A 19,759-nucleotide genomic window follows, 5' to 3' on the forward strand; every position below is an offset into this window, starting at 1 on the left:
CTGATCTAGTGCCGCATCAGGCAACGTTCGCCCTGTCGACGACTTCGCGTAGGCGCTGATCGGCGGCGTGACGATTCCGCCAGATGATGTAGCGGCGGATCATGCTGCCCTGATCCTTGTGGCTGGCGTGGTCGGTGCCGTCCAGGGTGAAGTAGCGCAGGGCGGTGAACTGGGCCTCGATGCGGTTCAGCCAGGAACTGTTGGTCGGCGTGTAGGCGAGCTCGACGTTGTTGGCCGCGGCCCAGTTGCCGACCCCAGCGTCCTTCTGCGTGGTCAGGTGCGGGGAGAAGTTGTCCAGCACGATCGCGATCCGGGTCTGGGGCGGGTAGAGAGTGCGCAGGTAGCGGCAGAACTCCAGAAAGCTTGTCCGGTTCTTCTTCGGCTTGATGTGGCCGTAGAGCTTGTCCTTGCCCAGGTCGTAGGCGGCGAACAGGTGCCTGACGCCGTGCGGGCGGGTATAGGTCGCCCGCCTGCGGGGCCGGGGCTCGCGGTCGGGGTCCTTGTGCCGTCCGCCGCGTTCGGCCCACTGCTGCCCCGGGTGGGGCATCAGGTTGAGCGGCCCGAACTCGTCCAGGCAGAAGATGACGTCGGGTTCGCCGTCCTCGGGTATGACCTCGCCGTCGGCGAGGGCGTAGAGGTGCTCGACGCGGGCCTTCTTGGCTGCGTAGTCGGGGTCGCGGGAGGTCTTCCAGGTCTTTATGCGTTGAAATGACACGCCCTCCTCGCGGAGCAGGATGCGCAGGCACTCGTGGCTGATGTCGTCGACCACCCCCTCGGCGGCCAGGAAATCGGCCAGCTTGGTCAGGCTCCAGGTCGAAAACGGCAAGCGGTGCTCGGCCGGCTTGGACTTGGCGATCTTTTTGATCTCGCGGCGCTCGGGCAGCGTGAAGGTCTTCGGCCGACCACCCTTGTACTTCGGGTAAAGCGAATCGAACCCGTCGGCGTTGAAGTTGTGGATCACATCCCGGCCCCGGTCCTCACTGGTGAACGTTACCTCCGCGATCTTCACCACGGGCATGCCCTGCGCGGACAGCAGCACCATCTGCGCTCGCCGCCAGGTCACCATCGACCCCGTGCCTTTGCGGACGATCCGCAGCAGGCGCCGGCCCTCGTCGTCATCGATCCCGCGAACGCGTACTCGTTCTGCCACCCGCACAGCCTGGCGACACCACGCCCACCCGGCCCAGCCTCCGGCCGGCGCGTCACATCACCACGAGGCAAAGATTCTCTTATACGGCATTAGTGACAGTTGTGAGGCATGGGCGCTGTTCCTGTCTCCGCGGTTCCGAAGTCGTCGGAGTGCCCGGCGTGGATTCGCGGCCACTGGGCGGTGGGGCGTCCGTTGGTCCGCATGTGTGCCGACTCCCTGTCAACCTGCGGTTGCGGCCAGCCGGAAGGCGAGTCCTCCCACGGCTCCTGGCGCCCGAACACGGTGAGGTCCATGAGCGCGTAGCTGTAGTCCATCGCCTCCACGCCGCGGCGCGACGTCCAGTAGGTCTCGAAAACGCGGTCGCCCTCCCGCACGTAGCACACGAGGTGCATCAGGCCGCGCTGGCGACCGACGAGGAGCGCGTCAAGGGAGGGCTGTGCCGAGTACCACGGCATGTCCCAGCCCATGAAGTCGCGATAGCGGACGCTTTCGTCGTAGGACACCTGGGCATCGGCCGGGCCGAACGCGGTGTTGCGGCCCTGGCTGAACACTGCGTAGGTGATGTCACGGGAGTGCAGGTAGGACAGCTCGCCGACCTGGCTGAGGAACAACGTGCAGCCCTCGCACTGCTCGGGCGCGGGCCGGCCGGGCCACCACATGAAGTAGTAGGCGATGAGCTGTCGACGTCCTTCGAACGCGTCCAGCAGGGTCACCGGCCCGTTCGGTCCGATCAGCGCAAGGCCGGCATCCACCTCCACCATGGGCAGGCTCCGGCGGGCCGCCGCGATCGCGTCACCTTCACGGGTATGGGCCTTCTCCCGAATCCGCAGCGCATCTACTTCGGCCTGCCAGGTGTCCCGGTCGACGACCGGCGGCAGCGCAGAGGTGTCGTTGTTCTTCGAATCATCGTTCATGATCGTCCTACCTTTACTGATCGTCTCCTGGATTCAGTCATGATCGTGCGTGGTGCCTCCCCGAGGGCACGCAGGTCGTTCCGGCTCCCAGTCGGGCCCCGATGGTCTCGCGGATATACCCAACTCGAAACGACATCCGCATCGCCGCATCACAGCAGGGCGAACGTTGCCTGATGCGGCACTAGTCTTCCGCGGACGGCCGAAGAACGGCATACGAACCTCAGTAACGCGGGCGGCGACGCGGCCCTCGCGGAGGCGAACCGGTGGCAAGAGAGGTCACCACCCCCCGGGAAACCGCGGGTGGCACGGTGGAGCGTCCTCAGGTGGCGAACAGCAGGGTGAGGCCGCCGATGGTGTAGGCGATCATGAGCACGAGCAGCGGGATCTGGGTGAGCACGGCCCTCCGGCGGGGGAAGCGGAGCAGCGCGCGGTCGTGCGCGGCGATGACGCCGAGGACGTGGCCGCACACGACCGCGATCACCTGCACCAGGGCGATCGTCGCCGGGGTGACGATCGTGAAGTCCACTGCGTGGTCGGCGGTGCCGAACAGGTCCGCGCCGGTGCCCAGCGGGTCGGAGGCGAGCACCAGGGTGCGCTGGCCCTCGAACAGCAGCAGGGAAAAGTAGTGCGCCACCAGATAGCCCACGGCCACCGGGATGACGGAGTGTGCGAAGGCTGTCGGCAACCCGGCGTGCGGCGTCGCGGCGATGGCGCCCGCGGCCCTGGCCCCCATCGTGAGCAACACGGCGACCAGCAGCACAGCCCCGATGAGCCCGAGCGTGCCGCCGGCCACGCCGGACAGCGGGCCCGATTGGAGGAACCCGGCCCACCAGGGGGCGTTGGAAACGCTGTCGTAGGCGGTGCTGCCCAGCAGCACCGCCACTGTGGCCGCGAGCCCGGCCGCCGGAGCCAGCCCGTCGAGGCCGTTGAACGGGTTGCGGAGCACGAGGCGGCCGTCCGCGCGGCGCCCCAAGGGGGACAGCCGCCCGATGAGTGCGGAGTAGACCTCGAAGGCGTCGCCGCGGTCGAACCAGCGGCCGCCGAAGGCCAGCGCTCCCAACATCTGGAGCGCCGCGTAACCGGTGAACCACAGCCGCAGGTTGACCAGGTCGGCACTGTGTGGCCAGACCAGCTCCAGCCAGGTGAAGGCGAACAGCCCGGCCGCGGCCGGCCAGTAGCCCAGCCACGCGGGGTAGGGCAACAGCCCACGTTCCGGCGGGGTGCGGGCCAGCCGGGCCAGACACAGGTGGATCGTGCGCAGGGGGTTGAGTAGCCGCCACACCGGCCCGAACAGGAGCGACGCGGGGACCAGGCCGACCCAGAACAGGACATAGACGAACCCGGGTGCGGGGTTGAGCGCGTCGTTGGGGCCGAACACCGCGGCCACGGCGACGAACACTGTTACCGCCAGGCCGAATGCGCGCAGCGCCCAGCGCATTGGAAGACCGTCGAGGACGGCTTGGAGGCGGCCGGGCAGGGGGCGCCCGGCGGCCGCACCGGAGAGGCGAGGGCGGCGCCAGGCCAGGCCGAGCGCGACAAAGGAGACCACCAGCGCGATCGCGGCGCCGGCCAGCGCATAGGAGAACGGCAGCGGCAGATCCTCGCGCCCGCCGACCCCGTGGGCCAGGACGAGTGTCTCATTCATTCGACGGCAACCTGGGTGAGCAGGGTGTGGGACTCGTGGGTCTCCAGCTCGAAGAGCCCGCTCTGGTCGGCGGTGAAGCTGAGAGTGGCGGGCTCGTCCGGGGTGACCGGTTCTTCGATGTCGTAGCCATGCAGGTGCACGGTGTCACTGCTGTCGCTGTCCACCGTGAGGCGCACGCTTTGGCCCTGCTCTACCTCCACCCGGCCGGGCTCCGGCGACACCGTGCCGTCCTGCACGCTGATTTCCGCCGTGACATCGGCAGGACCGGTGTCCCGGGACGTGTGGGAGTGCTCCCCCTCGTCGCCACCACTTCCGGTGATCATGGTGCTGTCGCTGATCGGCTCACCGTCGAGGGCCCAGGAGCTGTGGTCGTTGGCCGACAGATGTACCGACAGGGTGTGCTCCCCCTCGGGCACCGCCGAAGCGGGCAGGTGATGCCAGGGACCGTAGACGCGGGCGACCTTCTCGTCGTCGACGTAGAGGTGCGCGTGTCCCTCGCCCTCGCGTGCCTCCTCCCCGACCTTCCCCGGGGTGAACCCGAAGTCCTCGGCCCGCACATGGACGTTCCACCCGGCGTCGGTGTCCTCGGCCACCTCCATGCTCACCGACGGCGCGCTATCGCCCTCGACCTCCCGTAGCTCGTGGTCATGCCCCGAAGACGACGAAGGAGGCGAATCCGACGGCTCGGCGTCCGCGTCGGGGGAGCCACTGGCGCAGCCGGCGATCGCGAATACGGTCACCGCGCCGGTGAGTGCGACTCGAACGCGTCCGGGCATAACGGAACATCCCCTCCCGACATCGACCACTCCCCGCCTGGAAGCGGTTCTGGAAACTCCCGCGACACAATAACCTATACACCTAAGTTGTGTAGGTATATTTGGACCGGCCCCGAACACAGCGTGGAGGTTGCAGATCGTGTCAACCGGCCGACCGGATAAGCATGCCGCCTCGGAGAACACCTCGGCGGCTCAGCGCAAACGGGGCCCCACCCCGAAGGTCGCCGCTATGCGCAAGGAGCAGGCCCGCCGCGAGCGCCGCCGACGCGCCGTACTCGTAGGCGCAATAGCCGTTACCGCCGTCGTGCTCATTGGGCTGGCCGGCTGGGGGGTCACCGAGCTGGCGGGCGGGGAGGAGGCCGAGGCCGCGCTACCGGAGCCGGTCAGTGGGGAAAGCACCGCCATGCCGCCGTGGCCGCTGCCCGAGGACCCGGTTCCGCTGGCGGAGCAGGCCGGGCTGCGGGTGGAACCGATGGAGGGCACGGCCAAGCACTTCCACGCCCACCTCGACATCATCGTCGACGGCGAACCCGTCACCGTGCCCGCCAACCTGGGAATCCACCCGGCGGGCACCGCGATGTCGGAGCTGCACACCCACGACGAACGCGGTGTCCTACACGTCGAGGCCCCCACCGACGACCAGCGCTACAACCTCGGCCAGGTCTTCGCCCAGTGGGACGTGCGCCTGGACGAGACCACCCTGGGCGGCCTGGAAGCCGAAGGGGAGAACGCGCTGCGCGCCTACGTCGACGGCGAACTCCACGAGGGCAATCCCGCCGCCATCGAGCTCACCGAGCACCGCCAGATCGCCCTGGTCTACGGTCCCGAGGGCGACGACGCCGACGTGCCGGCCGACTTCGACTTCGAGCCCGGCGAGTGACCATCCTTCCCAAACACCGCGGTTTTCCGTGTCACCCCAGAGGAGAGGCATGCCCCCCTGGCTCCTGCCGCTTCGGTTCCGCGTCGAGGCGCGCGACCGCCACTCCTGGTTCGCGCTGGTGGCCCTTGGGGGCCTCGTCCTCGGCGGACTCATGGCGGTCTTCGGCCTGCCGCCCGTCGATATCCACGGCCCGCTGCACTACCTGGGCATCATGGGCCCCGGATGCGGGGGGACCCGGTCGGTGTGGGCGGCAATGCGGGGCGACCTGGCGATGTCCTGGCGCTACAACCCGATCGGTATCCCCCTCCTGCTCGGCGCCGCGGCGACGCTGCTGCGGTTCCTGGTCGGCATGGCGACCGGCCGGTGGCTCAACGTCCACGTGCGCTCTGTGACACCGCTGGCCGTGACCGGCGGTGCGCTGTTCGGCCTGCTGGCCGTCAACCAGCAGCTTCACGTCGAGTTGCTGCGCACTCCGGGCGAGGAATTCTCCCTGGTGGGCCCGCTGCTCAACATGTTGCCGATCCTGGTCCTGTGCGCGGTGCTGGTCATCCGCAACCGCAGGATCGCGCGCCGGGCCGCGGGGCGATGACCACGTATCCGCGCCGTGGAGTGTGCCGCGGACAGCCGCGAGGGCCGGGGCGCTCACCTGGTGTGCACGCACACCTGCTGGACAACCAGGTGTGCGCTGTCCTGTGGCGGTCGCTCGCCGAGCGCTGGCGGCGCCGTACTGTTGCGTGGAAGCCTCGCTGGAGCAGACCGCGCGATGTGTTGATTCCGGGGCATTGACCGGGAGCGCGTTCATGCCGTGGTGACCACCGCGAATCCCTGCCTGGACTGAGGATGCCAGGCCAGGCGCCGGTGAAAGAGGCGTTCGACGAACTCCGGTGGACGGTGGTAGCAGAACACCGACGCGTCCGCGCCGACGATGTCGGGAGTGTGGGTGAACATGGGGAGTTCGGCGAGCAGGTAGGGGGCCGCGGTCCGCAGCCGACCCTCAGTCATCGCGCCCGGGGACAGCCGCCCTTCCAGAACCCACCGCCCGGCATCCAGACACGCTCGGCGGAAGTCGGTATCGCGTTCGAAGAGGGCGTGGACGTCCCCCAGAAGCTCTTGGTAGCGCACATTGTCGGCGAGCGCGTTCGAGTCGAGGATGATCCGCCGCGGTTCGGCTACCCCGAGTTCGGTCAAAGCTCGAACCATCTTGTTGCGCAGGTACTTGCACTGGATGCGGGATTTGGCCGCGGCCCGCTCCGGCAGGTATCCCGCAGCCTCCAGGGTCGCGGCTGTCGGTCCGTCAGGCATGTACAGGTGGACCGCCTCGAAACGCTTGAGTGCCCAGCCGGCCAGGTTCTTGATGCGTTCGGAGGTGAAGTAACTGTTGAACGGGCTGATCCCCAGGCATGCGTGGCTGCGTTCAGCCAGGGAAGAGACGCAGCGCCAAGAAAGGGGGCGCACCAGCATCCCCTCCTCCGCCGAATGCGGCGGGTTTACGCGCGTGCCCGGTGCGTCATCCATCACCCCGCGTGTTCCCGGTGTTGCGTCCACAGTGGAGTCTGCTTTCTGATCGGCCCGGCCCGAAGCGTGTCCGCTAGCGGGCAACCTCGCCCGGACAACTTATACCTAAGAACCTTAGGCAAAGCGAACGCGCAACGCCCCGCACCCTGACTGGCCGGTCGACGACGAGCTGGGCCCGGCATGGACGGGAACACGGCTCTTCGGAGCGTGCCGCGGTGCCGGGCGATCTGGTCAATGCGGTGCCGGAGCGCGCGCTACAGGCCGAGCAGCGCGACAAGGTCCGGTTTCAGCACCGCCGGTCCCAAGCGGCGACGCTCCCGAGGTGATCCGTGACTGCCCGCGGCTCGTACGTTCTCGGGTTCACCGCCGGCAACAAGAGGCGGCTGCTGGGGATGCCCAGCGCCCCGTGGGCGGCCTCCGCGCTGACTGCGAACGGTTCCCCAACAGGCAGTGGCCGCCCGTTCCCACCGCTGAGGCTCGGAGTTGGGTCAGTCGTTCAGGCAGGCGCGCATGGTGGGCATCGCCTCGCAGATCTCCGCGTGGCTCACCGCGACCGGATCGGTGGCGCAACAGGCGGTGTCCAGCAGTGTGGCCGCCGGGCCCACGGAGATCCCGACCGGGAGGGCGATCAGCGCCGCGGTGGCGCCGCCGGTGAGCGCCGCGCGGATCCGGCCGAACGGGCGCACCCCCGTGATCAGGCGCCGGATCCGCTCCCCGGTGCCGGCCCCTCCGGCCGCGAAGGCGCCCGCCGGGCTGGGCTGGCTCGCGACGTTGAGCAGTGCCTCGGCCGCCACCAGGCGGTGGGTGGAGCGCGTAGCGGCGTCGTCGGCGACCAACTCCAACAGGCGCACGATTTCCTCGCTGGCCAGCCGGAACAGTGGCACTCCCGGGAAAGCCGACCTCAGGGCGATGGCGACAGCGGCGACGAGGTCGTGGCGGCCGCGTAGATGGGCCCGCTCGTGGGCCAGGACCGAGTGGAGCTGCTGCTCGCTCAGAGTGTCCACGGCGCCGCTGGTCAGTACGATCTCCTGGCGGATGCCCGGCAGGCAGTAGGCGGCGGGTACTGAGTGCTCGATGACAACCGCGCCGCTGCGGTGGGGCTGGGAACCGAGTAGTCGCAGCGTCTCGCGGTGGCGCCGCCGATCCATCGCGGCGCGGGACAGGGTGGCGGCCACCGACCATACGCAGCGGGCCAGCACCAGCAGGGCGAGCACGGCGCCGCTGGCGCCGATCACCGCCCCGCCCGGGGTGGCGTACTGGGCGCGCAGCGCGACCAGGCACGCCTGGAGCAGCTCGGCCAGGCCGGTGCCCAGCCGCAGGTCCGGCACGCTCAGCGCCAGGCCGCTCAACACCAGCGATGCCACGAACGCCAGGCTGAGCGCCTGCCAGGCGGCGATGCCCAGACGTGGCGCCCGCTCCGTCCAGCGCGACCGCCGCATGACGGCCACCCCGACGGTGGCGAGTAGCAGCGCGTAGCCGAGCAGGACCAGTGCGATGGTCATGTCAGGCCCTCTTGGTGCTTGGACTCCTCCAACGCTTCGCGCAGGCCCTCGATCTCCTCGCTGGGCAGCCGCGCCACCAGCCGCGACAGCACCGCCGCTTGGTCGGGAGCCGCCTCCAGGGCCTCCTCCACCAGTCCCGTGGCGTAGTCCTCCTGGCTGGCGGTGGCCCAGTAGCGGTAGGCCCGCCCCTGCTTGGCCCGGTCCAGCCAGCCCTTGCGGTAGAGGATGTCCATCACCGTCTGCACCGTGGTGAAGGCGATGTCCCGGTCCCGTTGCAGGGCTTCCCGGACGTCACGTACCCGTACGGGCGTCTCGGCCGCCCACACGGCACGCATGATCGCCGCTTCCAGCTCTCCGAACCGCAGCATCGCGTTCCTCTCCCGCCCTCCCCGTGTCCGGTATCGCACGAGTGAGTACCCAACCAGCTTAGGCGACGCGATAGGTTTTCCTCCGGCCGCGCTTGGCCGCCAGGGACAAGCCGTTGTGAGCGTACCGTCCGCACCAATGTCGCCAAACGCTGCTCGCCTGTCTTGTTCTGCTGGCGATGGTGGAGAGCTGGCGCGGTTGGCTGGGGAGAGTCGAGTGAGAAACGCATGTCTCGCTCTTCGGTGCGAGACCGTCGCGTCTGTGGTTCCGCCCTGCCGACCGGCCTCACATGAGCTGTTGTACGCGGGCTTTAGCGTTCTCGGTCGCCAGTTCCTGGTCGATAGCCACACCGGCCATGGATCCGTTGGAGGCGGCGTTGACCACGTGTGCGCTCGGCATCGGCATGCTCGGCTTGCGGGCCATGTCGCCGGCCGCGTACACGCCCGGCGCGCCCGTCTGGCCGTAGTCGTCGACCTGGACGGTGCCGTCGTCCTGGAGCGTGCAGCCGAGTTGCTGGGGCAGGTCGCTGTGCTGGCGGAACTCCGGGTGCAGGAAGACTCCGGCGGTCGGGACGGGGTCGTGGCCGTCGAAGTGGACCCGGACGCCCGCTTCCTGGTCCAGCCGCCGGATCGGGGCGTCGACGGCCTCGATCTCGTGGGCCTGGAGCATCATCCGCAGCTCCGGGCTGATCCCGGCCGTGCCGTTGGTGCAGAGCACCACCTTGGGGCTCCACTGGGTGAGGTGGACCGCCATCATGGCCGCCATCTCGTCGTTACCGATCACCGCCAGGGGCTGGCCGCGGACCTCCCAAGCACTGCAGTAGGGGCAGTTGAAGGCGCCCACTCCCCAGAGCTCGGCCAGCCCGTCGATGGCGGGCAGCTGGTCGGCGACGCCGGTGGCCAGCAGGATCTTGCGCGCGTGGGTCTCACGGCCGTCGCTGAACCGCACCGCGAACCCTCCCTCGTCCTCGGCGTGCGCGGCGACGATGAGGGCGTCGGTGAGTTCGGCGCCGGGATAGGCCCCCACCTCCTGGCGGCCCAGGTTCCGCAGCTCACCGGGCCGCACACCGTCCCGGGTCAGGAACCCGTGCACAGTGTGCCCCGGGTTCCGCGGCGCGTGCCCGTCGCTCAGCAGCAGGCCGCGCTGGGCCCGGCCCAGCTGCAGCGCGGCGTTCAGCCCCGCGGGGCCGCCACCAGCGATCACGACGTCGTACATATGCGTCCTTCCGATCCAACAAGGAGAATGTGGTGTGCCAAGCGGTCCGCGTGACCACGCGGAGATTTTCGGGTTGTTGTCGCTACATCGGTCCGCCCACGATGAGCCGGGTGACCACGATGGCCATGACCAAAGTGGTGGCGTAGGCGGTCGCCATGATGGCCACCTGCGGGCCGACCCCGGATAAGGGCGCTGAGCTTCGCGTTTCCGCCACGGTTTCGCCGGATGAGGAGTGCCAGCCAGGCGACCATGACGGCCGCGCCACCGAGGGCGAAGCGGACCTGGTAGCGCTCCATCCAGGTGGTGAAGAACGAGAGGCCGCTGACCCCGGCGCCAACCGCGATGGCGCTACCGAAGCAACAGGCGCTGCCGAGCAGCCCGGGGCCCATTCCCATGCCGAGAAAGCGGTGGTCCAGAACCGTCGCGGCCCCCTGCCGCCCGGATTTCCCTGAACTGTCCCGGCGGACGGCGGGTGGGAACTGTCGGTCTCGCCACGCTGTTCGGTCCCGCGCATAGAGATCTCCCCGACCGACTCTTTATACTACGATTTTATAGTACTACATTAATGTAGTTTCACCAAGCCCACAGAGCCACTGCCGCCGAACGACGTGAATGCTGTGCCGACGCGTCCGAACGCACAGGAGCCGCGCCCGCTCGTGGCGGGACCGGCGCCGGCGTCACATCATCGCGCAGTGCTGGATGACGAGATGGACGGAACCGACGACCGCCCACGCGGCGAGCGAGCCGCCGAGCAGGGTGAGAGTGAGCAGCACCGGGGAGGGTCCCGCGAGCTTGGGCGCCTGGCCGTCCTCAAGCTGCCGGATTCGGGCGTCGATCATGCCGCCCCCGAGCGAAGCCGCAGCCGGAGCTTGCGCCCATTGCGGGCCGCTCAGCGTCTTGAGCAGCGCACCCGCAAGCGGCTTGCGGCCACACGCCGCGGTCGCCGCCTCGTCCGCCGCGAGCTCCCGCGCCGCGGTGAAGCGCGTTCTCAGGTACGCCAGGACGGGAAGGTGGAACTCCCGCGCCAGCAGCACGCGCATGAGCAGGATCTTGAGCGGGTCGCGGCTGAGCACGTGGCTACGCTCGTGCACCAGAACGGCGTGCAGCTCCTCGCGCGACATGGCGTCGAGTAGCCCCGTGCTGACCGCGATTCGGGGCCGCCGGAGGCCGTAGGTCAGGGCGAACGGTTCGGGCGCCCGCACGGCCTCGATCCGTCCCGCCAGTCCCAGCTCCCCGGCCAGCGTCTCGAGCCGCGGTGGCGTGCCGACGCGCCGCGCGCGCAGTTCCCCGCCCAGCCGCCGGACCCGCCAGGTCTCGCGGACGCCGTAGAGGACACCAATCGCCATGCCCAGAGCGGCGAACACCACGAGCGCGGCGGCCGGGGCGAACGGCACCAGTTGGGACGGTTCCTCGACCCGGAGCGCGGCCTTCGCCACGACCAGGATGCAGCACAGGCCCACCAGGGTCAGCGCGGTGCCGGCCAGGCTCGCCGCCAGCACACCCCAAAACGCGCGGTTCCCTGGTGTCCTCATTCCTCGTCCAGCAACCGCTGCAGTCGGGACTGGGCATCGGGGTCGGTGCTCACCTGCTCGACGAAATGCGCGACCGCGGCGTCCCCGAACTCCTCCAGCACACTCCGCACCGCGATACCGGCGGTGTCCGCCGCCACCGGCTCGTACGCATAGCTCCGGCCACGCTGCGTGCGCCGCAACGCACCCTTGTCGGCCAGCCGGGTAAGCACCGTCATCACCGTGGTGTACGCAAGCGGCGCCGAGCGGTCACGGTTGAGCGCGTCGAGCACCTCGCGCACGGTCATCGCGGATCCCGCCGCCCACAGCACCTCCATGACCTCGGCGCCGAGCGGACCAAAGAACCGGATCGCCTCATCGTTCACGTCGGTGACGACCTCACTCTCCGCGTGGTCCGGGTGTGCGGGCGCAGCGGACGCGATCCGTTGGCGAGCGCCGCGCACCTGACCTTATTGGCCCGTCCGAGCGACGCGCCACCGGCCGGTGCCGGCTTTCCCCGCACGACACGCCCCGCCGGCGAAACCCCAGTCTACTATAAAAACGTAGTATAAACCGGGTATCCCCCGTGGGTAAGTGGTCCGCGAACCGATCAGAGAGGGACCAGTGCAACGGTCACAGCAGTGTGGTCGGGGTGATGGTGTCCACGTGCACCACTGCGTCGAACCATTCGCCGAGCGCACCGATGGTGTAGTGGTCCGGGTCCGCTGCCGCGTCGTAGACGCCGCTGATGACTCGCAACCCGCGCCGGCTGTGCAGCCAGTCGCCAACCGGGCCGGCGGGTGCGGTGCGGAGGTCGAGCAGGTAGCGGCCGAGGCCGGCCGCTGCGAGTGCGGCGTCGAAGGAGCCCCGTTCCGGGGCGGGCACACGCTGGCCCTGGTGCACATCCCCGAGCGTGCCGTGTCCGAACCCGAGAAGCACCGGGAAGTACCCCGTTCCGAGTTCGGTGCGCAGTTGGCTTCCGACGGTCCGGAAGGGCTCTTCGAGCACGGCAAGCGGCTCGAAGCGGGCGGCGTTGGCGGTGAGCGCGATGCCCTCCCAGTAGACGATCCGTGTTCCGGTCTCCCGCCGCAGCCGGTTCATGGTGGCGACTGACTGGTGCCGCAGCGCGGCGTAGTCGAAGTCCGCCGCGAAACCGCCCGCGTGAAAGTCCACGATGCGCTGGGCCTGCTCCAGTGCACGGGACTTGGTGTCGGAGTGCGGGAGCGAGTCGACCATCTCGTGGGCCTCGCGGGCGAGTTCGGCGAAGGGCCGCCCAGGGTGGACGCCCCGCGCCTGCTGGACGTGCTCGGCGAGTTCGTGTGCCGTCACGATGACGTCGTAACGCTGCCGCAGCCTGGTGCCGACCCTCGGGGCCGTGCGGGTTACCAACGCGGCGACGTCGTCATAGTCGGAGGGCCGCGCCGAGGCCGGATCCAGCCCGACCATGCGCATGGGGTCAGCGGGGAACCGCTGGTTGAACGAGCGGGTCCAGTGCACGAGGTCGAGCATTTCCCGGGTCCGGCGGGGCCGCCACAGTGCCGCGACCAGCTGGTGCGGGTCGCCCTGCCCGGTGCTGACGTAGTGGTCCAGTTGGTGCACGACGGCCGCGTCATCCTGGATCGCCAGGGTACGGAATCCCATCTCCGTAGCGAGGAACCGGAACACGCGGTGCCCCAGACTGGCCACCTCGTGACCGGCGCGGGTGGCCTCGGCAAGACCGACGATTTCGGCGTCGCCGACCATGGTCCGCAACGGTTCCAGGTCGTCGAGCGCGGTGGTGGGGTCCGTGGTCGCGAGTGGGTGCGCGTGTTCCCGGATCCACTGGTGAACCGGTGGGGCGAGTTCATCGGTTGTCGAGGCCACGATGTCCTACCTTCTCTGTATGGGCGGTCGCTGACTGTTGCGCAGGGGGCCGTGGAAGGGAGCCGGATGGTGGGCTCACCCTGTCCGTTCGAGGTCGAACATCGCTCGGAAGTGGCTGACCAACAGGTCCTTGCCCTTGTACGCGGCCGTGGTCTGCGCACCGGCGGTACCGTCGGGAAGCTGGGACGCCCCACCGTCCGGACCGAGAGGGACCAGGATCGCCGGGTCCTCCTCGGGTTCGTAGCTCGTCAGGTCCCCCTCGCCCCGGATGAGGGCGGTGATGTTGGCCGCGGCCACCTCACCGTGGACGGTTGCCTGACTGGCCTGCTTCGGCTCGGGAACCGCGGTGATGTCGCCGATGGCGAACACCCTCTCCTGGCCCGCCACCCGCAGCTCGGGGGTGACCCGCAGGAGGCCGTTGGACTGCAGGGCATCGGAGAGGTCCGGTTCCAGGTATCCCGTTGTGGGCGCGGCGCCGAAGCAGCGGTACCAGATGTCGGCGGAGATCGGTTCTCCCTGTTCGGCGTGGACCTCGAACTCCCGCGACACCGCCGGCGGTGTCGCGGGCAGCTCGCGCAGCGCGGTGCCCAGCCGCAGGTCCACGCCGAGGTCGAGCAGCTGCTGGCGCAGCTCGTCGCGCAGCTCGGCACTGTAGCCCCCGGACAGTACGTCCTCGGCCGGGTCGACGATGGTGACCGCCTTGTCCGGCCACACCGCCGTGATCTCCCCGGCCAGTTCGATGCCCACCGGGCCGGCGCCGAGCAGCAGTACCCGCTGCGAGTTCGCCAGGGCGTCGTGGGCGGTGCGGAGCTGGGCCCGGGCGGTGGCCGCGTCGTCGTCCGCCGCCTTCGCCGGGAAGGGGTAGGTGGATCCGGTCGCCAGGATGGTGTAGTCGGCGGCGACGTGGTCGCCGGAGCTGAGCTCGACCCCGTCGGCCGTGACCCGGATGGCCTGGTCGTGGATGACCCGGCCGCGCCGGAGCAGCCGGGTGTAGGGAAGGAAGATCAGGCCGGCCCAGGTGTGGTCCACGAGGCCCCGCAAGGCCGCGGCGTTGTGGAAGAAGGCGTTCTTCGGTTCGACGAGTACGACGTTGGCCACCTCGTCGAGTAGCTGCGCGGCGCGTACTCCGCCGTAGCCGCCACCCACGACGGCAACCGTCGGCTGTGCGTTGGCTGTGGTGCTCATCTGTCGCTCCTGCCGTCGCTCGGGGATCCGGGCTGGGGGCGAAGGTCCGCCGCGTTCCCGGCTTCGTTCACCACGCAGACTAGAAGCCGGCCTCGACACGGAGAATGATTGAGCGTCGCTGTTTTATGCGTATTCGTATCAATGCTTCGCTACGCGTGATATTTTCACTAATCTGAGCCGGAGGAGTCGGACGCCGGAACGGGAGGGGAGGCGGGGGCCGCGCGCCCCGGACGTGATGGACATCCTCAGCGACGTGATCGCGGCCACGCGCACCGGGCGCCCCGCTGGGGAACGCGTCAACTGGTACGCGCCGTGGGGACAACGCTTCGCCGACCAGCCCGGATCCGCGGGGTTCCTCGTGGTGCTACGCGGGTCGTGTTGGCTGCTCCGGGAATCGACTCCACCGGTCCAACTCGGGCCGGGCGACGTGGTGTTCTCCCCGCACGGGGACGGATACGCCATGGCCGACAATCCGGCGACCCCCCTCGCATCGCCGGAGACCTCCCGGTCACGGGAAGGGCACGAGGCACCCCCGCCTGGCGAGAGGGCGGACACCGCCTCGACCGTCACTCTGTGCGGCGGGTACCACCTCGACCCGAGCCGGACGCATCCGCTACTGCGGGAACTCCCCGGCGTCATCCACCTGCCCGCACGCCTGGGTGCCCATCCGGAGTTGTGGTCGGCCGTGGAGATCCTGGCCGCCGAGATCGACAGCACCCGGTTGGGAGCGGACGCCGTCATGCCGCTCGCCCTGGACATGCTGCTGCTCTACATCCTCCGCGCCTGGTTCGAGGACCGGCACCAGGGCGGGGCGGACGTCGGCTGGGCGGGGGCCTTGGCGGATCCCGCCGTCCGTTCCGCCCTCAACGCGATCCACCGGGCCCCGGCTCGGCAGTGGACCGTGCAGGAGCTGGCCGAGCAGGCGCGACTCTCCCGGGCCACGTTCTCCCGGCGCTTCGCGACCCTCACCGGGCAGCCCCCACTGAAGTATCTGACCTGGTGGCGAATGACGATCGCGGCGGGGCAGCTCCGCGACACCGGTGCCTCCCTGGGAGAGGTGGCCTCGCACGCCGGCTACACCTCGGAGTTCGCCTTCGCGCACGCGTTCAAACGCCACTTCACCATCGCCCCCGGCCGGTACCGCAGCCAGGCCCGTGCGCTACCGGCCGAGGCCGGCCATGCCCTCAGCACGGGTCCCCCTGACACGCCGACGCCCCGCTGATCGCGGAAGGCGCGCCGGCGGGACTTCCGCGATCAGCGCCAGCAGCAGGCGCCGAAGCTGGCAGCGGGGTGAGCCTGAGCAACGCCCTACCCGGACCTCATTCGCAGTTGGTGTAGTTGGTGGAGAAGCTGCCCGCGGCCCCGTCTCCGGGGACCGCGCCCGCGTGGTAGCACACCGCCACGGCGGGCACATCCTGCAGCGGGCCGGGCGACTCGGGTCCGCCGACGGTGAGCAGGCCGCGCTCGGGCGCCCCGTCGAAGGTCAGGTTCAGGTTTGTGGGATAGTCCCCGTCAAAGGAGCCGGATGAGTGGTTGAAGGATGACTCCTCGTGGGGAGCGAAGGTCTCCCGCGAGTCCGGACCGACGACGCCGAACATGCTGTCCTCGAAAAAGTCGCCCGAGTCGGGCATATCGAACACCGCGGCCTTCACGTAGACGCGGTCGGCGGGGCGGGTCACCTCATACAGCAGCAGGACGGCGGACTGCCCGGTGGGGTCGGAGAGCCGCACCACGGCGCCCGCATCGGGGCCCTCGATCCAGTTCGCGTCTTCCACCTTGGCGAGCTCGCCGGCGGTCAGCCCGCCGATCTGCGCCGTCGCCGCACCCTGGTCGTCCTCGGCCTGGTCGGTGGCCAGCTCCGGAGCCGCCTGGGTCCAGTCGATCGCCTCGGCGTCCGCCGCCTCGTCCTCGTTGTTCTCGCCGTCTGCGCTGTCCTCGCCGCCCGTGCCCTCCTCGGCACTGTTCGTCTCGGCCGGTGTCTCCGCACCATCGTTGAGCAGCGCCCAGGTGGCGGTGCCGGCAAGCAGCACCACCGTGGTGGCGGTGGCGCCCACGCTCAGCGCGCGGCGGGGCACCGGCCGGCGCGGCAGGTGCGGCGGATCGGGGCGGATCGTCCACGTGTGCGGGGAGGGGGCGTGCTCCTTCAGACCCTGCGCCAGCTGCTGGCTGGTGGGGCGGCGCGACGGGTCCGGGTCCAGGGCTGTGCTCAGCAGGGGCTGCCACTCCCGCGGAACCCCGGTGAGGTCGGCGGCCCGGGTCGCGACCCGGTGGGCGAGGACGTCGGGGCTGCCGGTGCCGAACGGGGAACGGCCCGTGGCGGCGTGCGCGACCAGCGCCGCCCAGGAGAACGTATCGGAGGCGGTTGTGGCGGGATGGCCCTCGTACTGTTCGGGGCTGATCCACCCGGGGGTTCCCACGAGCAGTCCGGTACGGGTGAGTGCGCTCTCCTCCACCGCGCGGGCGATACCGAAGTCCAACACCATCGGCCCGGAGCCGGACAGCACGACATTGCCCGGCTTCAGGTCACGATGCACCACCCCGGCCGCGTGGATGGCGACCAGCGCCCGCGCCACCCCGGCGGCGAACGCACTCAGCATCGGCCGCGGCAACGGACCATGCTGCCGTACCCACTGGCCCAGGGTCAGGCCGGACACGTAGTCGGTGGCCAGCCAGGGCCTCGGCGCGGCCGGGTCGGCACCGTGGAAAGCGGGCAGGTACGGGCTGGCCACCCGGCGGATCAGGTCGACCTCGCGGGTGAAGCGGGCCCGGAAGTCGGCGTCGGCGGCGTACTCGTCGTGGATCACCTTGACCGCGACGAGTGCGCCATCCCGTCCTCGGGCGGCGTACACCTGCCCCATTCCGCCACTGCCAACCCGGGCGGCGATCCGGTAGGGCCCCACCCGCCGCGGGTCGGCCCGCCCGAGCTGCCGCACGGCTCACTCCTCTCCTGCTGTACTCTCGTCTGCCGTGCCGCGCCGCTTCGCCACCAGCGAGGATCCGGGACGGCAGGGTCACTGGGTGACCTGGGCGTCCTCCATGATCTCGGCCAGGCTCTCGGTCTGGTAGTTGTCCACGACCATCGCCTCGGGCAGCCGCCACATCCGCTGCTCGTGGTAGCGGTAGGACTCCTCCGGGATGTCGGCGTCGTAGTCGGCCAAGCAGCCCACCTCCCACGTCTGGTGCAGCACCGACGCTCCGTCCAGGTCGAGCTCCTCCTCATCCAAGAGCCCGAGGGATTCCGAATCGGCCGGGTCTTCGGCCCGGGGCTCGCCGTACACGTCGAGCCCCCGCACACACTCGGTGGGCTCACCGGCGATGTGGAAGTGCCGGGTTTCGTCGACCGCGTCGCCCGCGTAGCCGAAGTGGCGGCTCACCGGGCCCAACAGCCAGACAGACGCACACTGGGGACTGATGAGGAAGTCCGAACCCAGCTCGCAGCTCTGGGAAGGGTCGGTCTGCAGGACCAGGATCTCCTCGCTGTCACTCGACCCAACGGGGACAGTGCCTGTGTAGTCCACTTCGTACTCGTGCGCCTGCCACTCTTCGGGGACGTCCAGTGTCAGGTCGTGGTAGGTGACCTCCTGCGTGCCGGCGTCGGCGTCCTGCGCGGCTCCGGCGGTGTCCCCGGTCTCCTCGGGGTCGCCGTTCTGGGCCCAGTACCGCCCGGCTACCCAGCTTCCCGACACCACCAGCACCAGGGCGAGCGCGGCCGCGGTCACCACAGTGGCGGTGCGGCGCCACCACGGGGGCCGGGGCAGCAGCGGCGCCCAGGCGTCCGGACCGCTCTCGGGCTCCACCCGCCAGCCGGAGTGCAGCACCTGGCTGAGCACCTGGGTGGGCTCCTCGTCGGCCGACCAAGGGGCGAGCACCGTAGCCCCCCGCAGGGCCTGGGCTGCCGTGGGGCGCTGGTCCGGGGTCTTGCCCAGCGCAGCCCGTACCAGCGGCACCAGCTCCTCCGGCAGCCCGTCCAGGTCGGGCTCCTCGTGCAGGACGCGTTGGGCCAGGACCTTGGCGTTACCGGTGCCGAACGGGGCGCGGCCGGTGCCGGCGTAGGCCACCAGGCCGCCCCAGGCGAACATGTCGCTGGTGGGGTGCGGCGGTGTCCCGTCATACTGCTCCGGGGCGACCCAGCCGGGCGTCCCCATCAGCCCGCCGGTGCGTGTGATCGCCGATTCGTCCACTGCGCGGGCGATCCCGAAGTCCAGCACCTTGGGGCCGTCGGAGGCGAGGAGCACGTTCCCGGGTTTCAGGTCCCGATGCACGATCCCGGCGTGGTGCACCGCGGCCAGCGCCTCAGCGCAGCCCGCCGCGAATCCGATCAGCATTGCCGGGTCCATCGGGCCGTGGCGGTCCAGGTACTGGCGCAGCGTCGGGCCGTTGACGTACTCGCTGGCCAGCCACGGTGTGTCGGCGTCGGTGTCGGCGCCGAAGAACGCGGGCAGACACGTTCCGCGCACCCGCCGCAGCAGGTCGACCTCGCGGGCGAACCGGGCCCGGAATTCGGGGTCGGCGGCCAGTTCGCGCTTGACCACCTTCACCGCGACAGCGCGGCCTGAGTCGTCAACGCCCGCGTACACCACCCCCATGCCGCCCGCGCCGATACGGCCGGCGATGCGGTAGGCGCCGATCTGCCGCGGGTCAGTCTCGAGGCGCGGCGTGATTCCTGACGGGATCTGGGGGTGACCCACGCGCTACCTCATAGATCTCGTGACGGACCGCAGACACAGCGTAATTCTAGGGAAACCCGCCTTCTCCCCTCGAACCCGCTCCCAGGCCGGATCCGGCCGGCCCGCCCCCGAGCCGGAACCGGACACGGACTCCCCGCTGATCCGAGCCCGCCGGCGGTTCGCCGACCACAGTGCGCACAACCTCGGCATCGCCGCACTCGCTTCGCTGGTCGTGCCTCGGACCCGGGAGGAGGCCGTCCGGGCGGTCGCGGAGTTCCGGGCGGCCCATCCCCGGGTCACGGCCATCGCCGCGTTCACCGACGACGTGGCGGTCCGCATCCTCGCGGCGCTGCACGACCTCGGCCTGGCCGCACCGCGCGATCTGGCCGTCATCGGGTTCGACGCGACCGAGCACGGTGCCCTGTTCACGCCCGCGCTCACCTCCGTGCACATCGACGCCGAGGCCCACGGGCGCCGCGCCGCCCGAAACGTGCTCGGTCTCGACGCCGCCGACATCGCGTCCGCACCTGCGCACATCGTCCGGCGCGAGTCGGCCTGAGCCGTGCCGTCGGC

At 70.1% G+C, this 19,759-nt stretch carries 19 protein-coding genes; 4 read left to right on the forward strand and 15 right to left on the reverse strand.

The genetic code is table 11. From position 1 onward, the window contains the following. Positions 1–16: 16 nt before the first annotated feature. The 4 genes from F4561_RS15115 to F4561_RS15130 form a co-directional block, all read right to left on the reverse strand. Positions 17–1,150, reverse strand: a complete 1,134-nt coding sequence (locus F4561_RS15115; RefSeq protein ID WP_184579615.1) for an IS630 family transposase — start codon at positions 1,148–1,150, stop codon at positions 17–19. Positions 1,151–1,239: 89 nt separating this feature from the next. Further along, complete coding sequence (locus F4561_RS15120) at positions 1,240–2,064, reverse strand: DUF899 family protein (protein ID WP_184579617.1); 825 nt, start codon at positions 2,062–2,064, stop codon at positions 1,240–1,242. Positions 2,065–2,383: 319 nt separating this feature from the next. Beyond that, complete coding sequence (locus tag F4561_RS15125; RefSeq protein WP_184579619.1) at positions 2,384–3,709, reverse strand: hypothetical protein; 1,326 nt, start codon at positions 3,707–3,709, stop codon at positions 2,384–2,386. Continuing rightward, positions 3,706–4,485, reverse strand: coding sequence for a cupredoxin domain-containing protein (locus tag F4561_RS15130; protein ID WP_246437205.1), 780 nt, complete (start codon positions 4,483–4,485; stop codon positions 3,706–3,708). The genes F4561_RS15125 and F4561_RS15130 overlap by 4 nt, the downstream gene beginning before the upstream one ends. A gap of 139 nt (positions 4,486–4,624) precedes the next feature. On the opposite strand from F4561_RS15130, the gene F4561_RS15135 reads away from it, so the two are divergent. Beyond that, complete coding sequence (locus F4561_RS15135) at positions 4,625–5,365, forward strand: hypothetical protein (protein ID WP_312885283.1); 741 nt, start codon at positions 4,625–4,627, stop codon at positions 5,363–5,365. A 49-nt stretch (positions 5,366–5,414) separates the two neighbouring features. Next, complete coding sequence (locus tag F4561_RS15140) at positions 5,415–5,954, forward strand: DUF2752 domain-containing protein (protein ID WP_184579621.1); 540 nt, start codon at positions 5,415–5,417, stop codon at positions 5,952–5,954. Between the two features lie 209 nt (positions 5,955–6,163). Here F4561_RS15140 and F4561_RS15145 read toward each other — a convergent pair whose 3' ends face one another. The 9 genes from F4561_RS15145 to F4561_RS15180 all read right to left on the reverse strand — a co-directional run bounded on the left by F4561_RS15145 (position 6,164) and on the right by F4561_RS15180 (position 14,519). Further along, entirely contained in the window at positions 6,164–6,826 is a 663-nt protein-coding gene (locus F4561_RS15145; RefSeq protein ID WP_184583682.1) for a tRNA-dependent cyclodipeptide synthase, read from the reverse strand. Between the two features lie 542 nt (positions 6,827–7,368). Continuing rightward, the gene (locus tag F4561_RS15150) at positions 7,369–8,382 is read right to left on the reverse strand and encodes a M56 family metallopeptidase (protein ID WP_184579623.1); all 1,014 of its coding nucleotides are present in this window, start codon (positions 8,380–8,382) and stop codon (positions 7,369–7,371) included. Further along, a complete protein-coding gene (locus tag F4561_RS15155; RefSeq protein ID WP_184579625.1) occupies positions 8,379–8,750 on the reverse strand; it encodes a BlaI/MecI/CopY family transcriptional regulator in 372 nt (123 codons plus the stop codon). Before F4561_RS15155 ends, F4561_RS15150 begins: the two co-directional genes overlap by 4 nt. A gap of 283 nt (positions 8,751–9,033) precedes the next feature. Continuing rightward, on the reverse strand, positions 9,034–9,963 hold the full coding sequence (locus F4561_RS15160) for an NAD(P)/FAD-dependent oxidoreductase (RefSeq protein WP_184579627.1): 930 nt from the start codon (positions 9,961–9,963) through the stop codon (positions 9,034–9,036). Positions 9,964–10,045: 82 nt separating this feature from the next. Beyond that, positions 10,046–10,177, reverse strand: coding sequence for a hypothetical protein (locus F4561_RS33330; RefSeq protein ID WP_281384097.1), 132 nt, complete (start codon positions 10,175–10,177; stop codon positions 10,046–10,048). Positions 10,178–10,640: 463 nt separating this feature from the next. Then, positions 10,641–11,495, reverse strand: a complete 855-nt coding sequence (locus F4561_RS15165; protein ID WP_184579629.1) for a M56 family metallopeptidase — start codon at positions 11,493–11,495, stop codon at positions 10,641–10,643. After that, complete coding sequence (locus tag F4561_RS15170; RefSeq protein ID WP_312885284.1) at positions 11,492–11,935, reverse strand: BlaI/MecI/CopY family transcriptional regulator; 444 nt, start codon at positions 11,933–11,935, stop codon at positions 11,492–11,494. Before F4561_RS15170 ends, F4561_RS15165 begins: the two co-directional genes overlap by 4 nt. A 169-nt stretch (positions 11,936–12,104) precedes the next feature. Further along, entirely contained in the window at positions 12,105–13,334 is a 1,230-nt protein-coding gene (locus F4561_RS15175) for an erythromycin esterase family protein (protein WP_184579631.1), read from the reverse strand. Between the two features lie 75 nt (positions 13,335–13,409). Next, positions 13,410–14,519, reverse strand: a complete 1,110-nt coding sequence (locus F4561_RS15180; RefSeq protein WP_184579633.1) for an FAD-dependent oxidoreductase — start codon at positions 14,517–14,519, stop codon at positions 13,410–13,412. A gap of 235 nt (positions 14,520–14,754) precedes the next feature. Here F4561_RS15180 and F4561_RS15185 point away from each other — a divergent pair, with 235 nt between their 5' ends. Then, on the forward strand, positions 14,755–15,741 hold the full coding sequence (locus F4561_RS15185; RefSeq protein ID WP_184579635.1) for an AraC family transcriptional regulator: 987 nt from the start codon (positions 14,755–14,757) through the stop codon (positions 15,739–15,741). 97 nt (positions 15,742–15,838) lie between these two features. Here F4561_RS15185 and F4561_RS32035 read toward each other — a convergent pair whose 3' ends face one another. After that, positions 15,839–17,452: a serine/threonine-protein kinase gene (locus F4561_RS32035; RefSeq protein ID WP_312885285.1), complete on the reverse strand. Its 1,614-nt coding sequence runs from the start codon at positions 17,450–17,452 to the stop codon at positions 15,839–15,841. Positions 17,453–17,530: 78 nt separating this feature from the next. Beyond that, positions 17,531–19,207 (reverse strand): serine/threonine-protein kinase, encoded by a 1,677-nt coding sequence (locus F4561_RS15195; protein WP_184579636.1) that lies wholly within the window; start codon positions 19,205–19,207, stop codon positions 17,531–17,533. 19 nt (positions 19,208–19,226) lie between these two features. On the opposite strand from F4561_RS15195, the gene F4561_RS15200 reads away from it, so the two are divergent. Next, positions 19,227–19,745, forward strand: a complete 519-nt coding sequence (locus tag F4561_RS15200; protein ID WP_184579639.1) for a substrate-binding domain-containing protein — start codon at positions 19,227–19,229, stop codon at positions 19,743–19,745. Positions 19,746–19,759: the final 14 nt, after the last annotated feature.

Source organism: Lipingzhangella halophila (assembly GCF_014203805.1).
In the GTDB taxonomy this organism is placed as follows: domain Bacteria; phylum Actinomycetota; class Actinomycetes; order Streptosporangiales; family Streptosporangiaceae; genus Lipingzhangella; species Lipingzhangella halophila.

What these genes read in the sequence shown, in the direction of transcription:
- F4561_RS15120 (WP_184579617.1), bottom strand. Translation starts at nt 2,064, where the DNA reads ATGAACGATGATTCGAAGAACAACGACACCTCTGCGCTGCCGCCGGTC.
- F4561_RS15125 (WP_184579619.1), bottom strand. Translation starts at nt 3,709, where the DNA reads ATGAATGAGACACTCGTCCTGGCCCACGGGGTCGGCGGGCGCGAGGAT.
- F4561_RS15130 (WP_246437205.1), bottom strand. Translation starts at nt 4,485, where the DNA reads ATGCCCGGACGCGTTCGAGTCGCACTCACCGGCGCGGTGACCGTATTC.
- F4561_RS15140 (WP_184579621.1), top strand. Translation starts at nt 5,415, where the DNA reads ATGCCCCCCTGGCTCCTGCCGCTTCGGTTCCGCGTCGAGGCGCGCGAC.
- F4561_RS15145 (WP_184583682.1), bottom strand. Translation starts at nt 6,826, where the DNA reads ATGCTGGTGCGCCCCCTTTCTTGGCGCTGCGTCTCTTCCCTGGCTGAA.
- F4561_RS15150 (WP_184579623.1), bottom strand. Translation starts at nt 8,382, where the DNA reads ATGACCATCGCACTGGTCCTGCTCGGCTACGCGCTGCTACTCGCCACC.
- F4561_RS15155 (WP_184579625.1), bottom strand. Translation starts at nt 8,750, where the DNA reads ATGCTGCGGTTCGGAGAGCTGGAAGCGGCGATCATGCGTGCCGTGTGG.
- F4561_RS15160 (WP_184579627.1), bottom strand. Translation starts at nt 9,963, where the DNA reads ATGTACGACGTCGTGATCGCTGGTGGCGGCCCCGCGGGGCTGAACGCC.
- F4561_RS15165 (WP_184579629.1), bottom strand. Translation starts at nt 11,495, where the DNA reads ATGAGGACACCAGGGAACCGCGCGTTTTGGGGTGTGCTGGCGGCGAGC.
- F4561_RS15180 (WP_184579633.1), bottom strand. Translation starts at nt 14,519, where the DNA reads ATGAGCACCACAGCCAACGCACAGCCGACGGTTGCCGTCGTGGGTGGC.
- F4561_RS15185 (WP_184579635.1), top strand. Translation starts at nt 14,755, where the DNA reads ATGGACATCCTCAGCGACGTGATCGCGGCCACGCGCACCGGGCGCCCC.